Annotated in this window: 5 protein-coding genes; all 5 read left to right on the forward strand. The window is 47.1% G+C overall.

Going from position 1 to position 7,166, the window contains the following annotated elements:
- On the forward strand, positions 1 to 1,867 hold a 1,867-nt coding region (locus AC1DSE_RS26515; RefSeq protein WP_477528448.1), incomplete at its 5' end, for a putative baseplate assembly protein.
- A gap of 33 nt (positions 1,868 to 1,900) precedes the next feature.
- Entirely contained in the window at positions 1,901 to 4,006 is a 2,106-nt protein-coding gene (locus tag AC1DSE_RS26520; protein WP_477509362.1) for a phage tail protein, read from the forward strand.
- A 26-nt stretch (positions 4,007 to 4,032) separates the two neighbouring features.
- Positions 4,033 to 5,703 (forward strand): hypothetical protein, encoded by a 1,671-nt coding sequence (locus tag AC1DSE_RS26525; RefSeq protein ID WP_477509361.1) that lies wholly within the window; start codon positions 4,033 to 4,035, stop codon positions 5,701 to 5,703.
- A gap of 106 nt (positions 5,704 to 5,809) precedes the next feature.
- Positions 5,810 to 6,859, forward strand: a complete 1,050-nt coding sequence (locus AC1DSE_RS26530; RefSeq protein WP_477509360.1) for a DUF1835 domain-containing protein — start codon at positions 5,810 to 5,812, stop codon at positions 6,857 to 6,859.
- On the forward strand, positions 6,859 to 7,166 hold a 308-nt coding region (locus AC1DSE_RS26535; RefSeq protein WP_477528449.1), incomplete at its 3' end, for an SGNH/GDSL hydrolase family protein. The genes AC1DSE_RS26530 and AC1DSE_RS26535, both read left to right, overlap by 1 nt.

Here is a 7,166-nt window from a genome sequence, read left to right on the forward strand (position 1 = left end):
AGCCAATGACGTCACAGCTACAAATGATCATGCCAATGTTGCCTTTTATGCGTTCGGGAAGGATGCAAGGACAGCCTCGAAGCTTTATCTTTCCTTCGATCGTGAGCTGAGCCCACAGGAACAGGTCACGATAAACATCAATCTTTTGGAAGCGGATAAAGGCGTTGGCAATGACGAGGTGCAGCATCTGGTAATCAATCGCGAAGCCATTTCTCCATCTGCAAGGCTCTCGTGGAAAGCTTATTGCTGGGATGAAGCAGCAGGGACAGCGGGGTGGATGCCCGTTGAAGTGCTAGAGGATGAGACGCTCCATTTGACGCTTAGCGGTAAAATATCATTTTGCCTAAGGGCACCGATGCGTACGGTAACTGTGCATCCTGCAAGCGAGCAGCCGCGATATTGGATATGTGCAACAGTTGAGGAGTCTGGTTATGAAATGCCGCCTCGCATTCGTCAGCTAATGCTGCATACGGTCAAAGCTGAGCAGAAGGATACATTAAGCGAAGTGATTGATTTTACGGTATCAGGGGAGCCCCATGAAGAAATACATATTGCTACCTACTTAGCTGTTTTTGGACAAATACGTGTTCAAGTGCAAGATGCTGATGGCGCATGGCGTTACTGGCAGGAGATTGCTTCCTTTGAGGAGCTGCCTCACTCTGATCGCCCGCCTGCGTTTTATAGCGTTTTAAGACATGCTTCGATGGATCATGTAACGGTACAGTTTAGCGATGGCTCTACCGGAGCTGTTCCGCCGCCTGGACAAACGGTTCGTATCATTGCTAGTGAACCTAGGTTTGATCTTTACCGATTCATTGGACGAAGCAATGGGCTGCCCAGCCAAAGCTTTGAGCTGTACAATCTATCCTGCAAGAAACGCGAGGCACTAAAGCTGCAGGTAGGTGAACAAGAACCGGATGGCCATTTCAAATGGCAGGATTGGAAGCGTGTAGATGAGTTTGACCGCTCTAAGCCAGGTGATCGTCATTATATTTATGATCCCGTCAAAAGACTCATTTACTTCGGCAATGGCGAAAAAGGAGCTATTCCGCCAGTCAGTATGGACACCAATATTGTTCTTACCGGTTGTGAATTAGGCGGTGGTGATCGTGGCAACGTTAAGCCTTATCTCATATCTGAGTGGGTGAACGAAGCACATAAAGCATTGCAAATCGAAGTGAATAATCCAAGTTTTGCAGCTGGAGGCTCGGAAGCGGAAACGCTGCAGGTAACGCTGCAGCGGGCGCAGTCAGAACTGAAGCATACATTCCGTGCCGTCACCAATGAGGATTACGAAACTTTGGCTTTAGCAACACCAGGCGCTGCCGTAGCTAGAGTACATGCAATTCCTCTCTATAAGCCGGGACTTGATGATTATCCGAGAGAGAAGGCAAATGGTCAAGTTTCTGTTGTAGTCGTACCATACGGTTTAAGCGATACACCAACGCCAAGCGCCGGTTTTCTGCAAACTGTAAAACGTCATTTGGATACAAGAAGATTAATAACGACAGAAGTACATGTCATTCCCCCCATTTATATTAAAGTAACCGTCAATGCCGTTGTTGTTGTCGAGCCACAATTCGTAGATGAAGGACAACGTTTAGTAGAGCAATTGAAAAAGCTGCTAAGACCGCTTGATGGTGAGCATGGAACCAAGGGCTGGAAATTTGGCCGTTCTGTCTATAAGGGAGACATTTATAATGCGCTAAGCAAGGCGAGCGGCGTAGTATACGTGCAGGATTTGTGGATTGATGCGGAAGGTGCGCATGTTAGGAAAAGTGCAGGAGGAGACATCATTCTTCCGCCGCAGGGACTTGTTTTCTCGGGTCAGCATGAAATTGAACTTATTAGTCGCACCCATCTATAGCATCGTGGCAATCGGCTGCAAAGGAGGTATAGCATGAACGGAAAAGACCAGTTTTTCTCGATTAACCGCGAGCTGGATTGGCTGCGCGGCAACGGGTATAATCTTGATTTTCATTTAGCAGGCTTCGGCGTTCGCCGCGATAACAAATACGGAATAGCGGGAACGATTCAGCTGAGTGACCTCGCAGGTACAGCTGCCATTCAAGAGCTGGCTGTTTCCCAGCATGAGCATATGTTTTTGCTGGATGAGCGCGCGGATCTGTGGATTTACGACCGCCGTAATGCTGATCATAAGCGCTTGTTTACACAAGGGCATGGTCTGTTCAGCTCCCATGCTAGACTTGCTGCCTCCGGCGAGCTTTTAATTGCCGCCGATCGCACAGGTGAGAGGACAGTCGCTGCTTACCATACCGGCAATGGACAAACGCTTTGGTCGCGCGGAGGCAATGAAGCAGATGGAGTTCTGCTGCATCCGCTTGCGATAGCAGCGGATAACCGGTATGTGTACGTGCTGACACCGCTTGAACTGGACACGGGAGGCGATGAGCCGGCATTAGCAGAAGGCGCTAAGCTGGGTATCATCCAGTTTACGTTAGGCGGCGCGATCGTCAGTGTATGGAGTGATCCAAGCTTTACACAGCATGTACGAGCGAAGCTGAGGCATTTGAACCGAACTTACTTTATGACCGTCGCGGCATCGGGTGAGCTTTATATATTTGATACGTTATACGCAAAGCTATTTTCATTCGGGCCTACCGGAACATTGAGTGCGAAACGTGAACTCCCTGCTCTTCCTTATGCAGGACTATGTGCTGACAGCAGCGGCATGATTTATATTGGCGACACGAGGCAAATGGATCAAGTGAGCGAGGATGACCGCTTTATCGTCCAGTTGAATGCTGCTGGCGAGACAGTTGGACGCATTACAGGTTTCCGTGGCAAAGCGGATCAGCTGTTGATTGATGAGAAGGATCGCATGTACATTTTGAACAGCGAAGACGGAACGATTTCGATCTTGAACTTACAGCCACAGACGCTGTTGATGGAGGAAACGGGTGTTCCTGAAGGGGTCTGGCTTTCACGGGCGTTCGATAGCGCAGAAGCCGAAACCGTCTGGCACAAGATGGCGCTTAACTCCTTTATTCCAGATGGCACACAGATTCATATCTCCTATTTCAGTCAAAATGACGATAGCTGCATTATCGCCGGAAGCTATCGAAAAGTAGACGATTGGCTAGCTGATGCGACGATTCCCTACCGCGAAAAGCTGAATGCACTAGCTGAATTTTGGTCAGCGCCGGTTATTAATCCGAGTGACGCATTGTTTTTTGGAGCAAAAGGACGTTACTTGTGGCTAAAAATCGAATGGATCGCTTCGGAGCGGTATACGCCACTATTGGAGTCCATGCGAATTTATTTTCCGAGAGACACTTATTTAAATTATTTGCCTGCTGTCTATCAAGAGGACCCGGCAAGCCGTGATTTTCTTGAGCGTTATTTATCATTATTCGGCACGTTGTTTTCCGAGATTGAGGAAGAAATTGAGGATTTATCGGAATACATCGATCCTGAACGGGCAACAGGCGAGCATTTACGCTGGCTGGCGACTTGGGTTGGCCTAGAAACGGATGATTATTGGACGGATGAGCAGGTGCAGGCGTTCATTCAGGCCGCACCGGAGCTTTATCGTTACCGTGGCACGCGTCAAGGCTTAATGAAAACGATCGAGATTTATACGGGTATTGCACCGCTCATCGTGGAATATTTTCAAACAAAGGCGATGCGCGACAACGGAGAGCTGCGGCATCTGACAGATCAGCTTTATAGCGGTGATCCGTATACGTTTACCGTGCTGCTGCGTCCGGAACAGGCGCCAACTGAGAAGCAGCGAGTCGTTATCGAACAGCTGCTGGATGAGCAAAAGCCAGCCTATACGGAAGCGAAGCTGGTGCTGCTGCAGCCTTGGATGTATTTGGATTTACATACGTACTTAGGCATAAATACGGTGCTGACTGAGCCTTCACTGCTCAAGCTGAACCCTGATCGTTCGATGCCAAATGATACGCTGATCGTTGACGTTGGCATGGAGAAGCGCATGGATATCCATACCCGTTTAGAAATGGATTCAGAGCTGGAATAGTATAATTACGCGAAGGAGCGGTACAAGTGAAAAAATCGAGGCTGTATCCATTTGAGAGAAATCGTTATTTTTACGGAAAGCTGTTGACGGTACGCGATTTCGAGTCGGAGCAAAAATATTTTAATGATAAAAGAAGGCTGTTGAACCGTTTGCTCTATGGCAGCGGCGTGTTGTCCGGCATGCAGGTTGTAGCGGTAGATGACAAAACAATTTCGGTCGAAATGGGCGTAGCAATCGATTATATCGGACGAGAACTCGTTATTCCTTCACCTGTAACGTTAAAGCTGTCGATGATCGAGGGCTTTACAAACAATGAATATAAGAAAAATGTATACTTGTGCGTCGCTTATGATGAGAAAGGCAAGGAGCCGGTTCACTCGGTAGGCAATTCTGCAATTCGCAACGACGAAGTGAGCGAATATAACCGTGTGCTTGAATCCTATCGTTTATTCATTAATGAAGAAGCGCCTGCACCGTCCTCATTTGAATTCGTTAGATTGCTTGAAAATGTAGCTACGATTTATGAAGATGCGAATGTACGGATTACGCAGCGTATGCCTAAGTATGTGAATGTCGGCGAGGTTGTTGAGGTCAAGCTGGTGGTTGAGAAGACACTGCAAACGCCGCGAATTGCTTTCCAATATGATTATGAAGCAATGGGCTTCACCTCTGTTGGCCATGATGGGAATACCGTTATGTTTGTTGAGCCGGGCGATGCGCAGGAAACGGAGTACTCGGTTAGTTTTCATTTGAAAGCGCCGCAGACTGCTGGCGTCAAAGCACAGCTTACTGTACCTAATCATGCTGCGAAGTTAACCATTGGCGACTCGGCTATTCCACTGGATACGAATGCGAAGCACATCATTGAGGTGCTGGACGAGCCTGTAGCGAATCGTATATTGAAGGATTGGCATGAACGCAGCTTAGAGCAGGCAGTAGAGGGATCTGCTGATCAAAGCATCTGCCTGGCTAAAATCAGCTTGCTCCAAATGGGACCGACCTACATGATTGAGAAGGTGGATCGTGTACCTTTTGATGAATATATTGAGAGCACCGCGCTGCTGCAGCGTTTAACGCAAACGTCGCAATCCTCAACGCTTCATAAGTTTTATGCGAGCGCGGAGACGCATGATCTGGAATATGATGAGAAGCCATCTCTTGATGTACAGTATCATCCCGAACGCAATGAATTTGATTTCAAGCTTGGTATTCCGCGGCCTCAGCATTTGTATGATGAGATTTCAACGGGTACAATGGAAGTAGCGCTGGAGTCTATCGGCAAGACAGGCGGCTTCTTCTTCTCGCGCGGCAAAAAAAACTATGTGTCGGATGAAATTCAGCATGGCCTTGGCGAGGGTCAAGTATCGGTTGTAGTCGGCTTGGAAGAGATCGATAAGACGATTTTGGCTGACCAAACAAGCACGATGAAAAAAGTATATTATGGACAAATCGACGTATTTAAAGGCACAGAGTTTGAGCCTGATATACCGAATGTATCGCTTGGAACAATTGTTTATCCGGAGAAGGGCACATTCCGTATCGGAATGAAGCTTCAAGGTGAAACCGAGTCGGCTGCGTCTGTAATCGCCGTTCGCTGGTGGGCATTCAAAAGTTTAGGCGCGGCAAAAGCGGCTGATCAAGTAAATGATGAGATAGATCAAGGGTTTGCAGAAGCAGCTGCATCGCAGCAGGAGTAAACAATTATAAGCTGTTCAGAAGGTCGATAAGAACGATGATCTTGCTGAGCAGCTTTTTTTATATATGGCGTAAACTAGTATAGGTGTACAAGAAGGAGGCTTTGATTTGAAAGACCTTTATGAGCGTTTAAGGGAGCTGAGCGAGGGTGAGGCTAGAAGCCTTCTAAATGACATTCTAAAGCTGACTGTACCGTTTACTGAACAAGGAAATGGGGAGCAGAAGGCTCTGGCTGACTCCATTGTACAAATGTATGAAAAAAGCGTGCAGCACTCACATTCCTTGCGAGTTGAAGCTGATCAGCGCAAAAGCATGGTTCATCTCGTATGCAGCATGTCGGATGCAGGATCTTTGAAAGTAGCCCTAAGCAATTTAGGAAAACATGCAGACAATGAGGTATTGTCGTTTAATGATTGCTTTTCAGTAGGTCCAATTAAGAATATTGATCGTGTGGAAGGACAGCGGGCACGAGAATTTTGGCAAATGGAGAAGCTGTCTGGTTTTATGTTTAATCACCACATGAATCGTGAGCATCAGATTCAGAGAATGATCGAGAAAATAACAGCCATAGCTGAGCATAAAACGATCATCATCTGGTGTGCCGATAACGCGCACGATCAGGTAGGACTACGTTTCATCATGCATTTGCTAAAGAATCGTACCAATAGCGTACATATGATGAATGTTTCTGAGCTTTTTCGGCTTAACGCGGCAAGCATGCAGACTAACCTGCCTCACTATGCGCAAGGGCTGCTAGAGAGGGATGTTTACTTAAATATCGTAAACGGATATGAGCAAGCAGAGAAAATAGTAGATAGTGAGAGACGACGCTATGAAGCAGAGTGGTTGGAGCTGTCTCAGGAAGAGTGTACACTGCGTTTATGGGAAGATGACAAGATTAAGCATGCTGCTGAAGAAGAGCTTGATAGAAGGCTTATAGCTATTATTGATAAGCTTGCAATCGAAAGCGAGGATGGTTTTGTAAAGGCAGGAGCTGTTATTGGAGAATTACAGGACCATTATTTCCTGCTAATCGACTTTCGTTTCACTGAATATCGGCTGTGGACGCTAATTAGCGATGGCTGCTTGGCGTTTAGAGGACTGCCGGGTGCGATGCATCAATATTCCGTGCGAAACAACAAAGGGAGGACAATTTGATGAAGCCGTTATTTGGGAAGGATTCTGCTATACCAGATAAGAAAAAGATCGTTTTTTTAGGAGACAGCATTACGGATGAGGGTACGTTTATTGCTTACATGGATGCTTATTTCCTGCAGCATATGCCAGCCAATCAAATGACACTCATTAACCTTGGCGTAAGCAGCGAGACAGCATCTGGCTTAAGCGAACCGGAGCATCCTTTTCCTCGTCCCTGCGTGCATGATCGGCTTGGCAAGGCTCTAGCGGAAAGCAAACCGGACTGGGTCGTTGTATGTTATGGGATGAATGACGGCATCTATTATCC

This window comes from Paenibacillus sp. 01L418, from assembly GCF_056400045.1.

Coding starts and splice junctions, on each gene's coding strand:
- AC1DSE_RS26520 (WP_477509362.1), top strand. CDS start 1,901: ATGAACGGAAAAGACCAGTTTTTCTCGATTAACCGCGAGCTGGATTGG.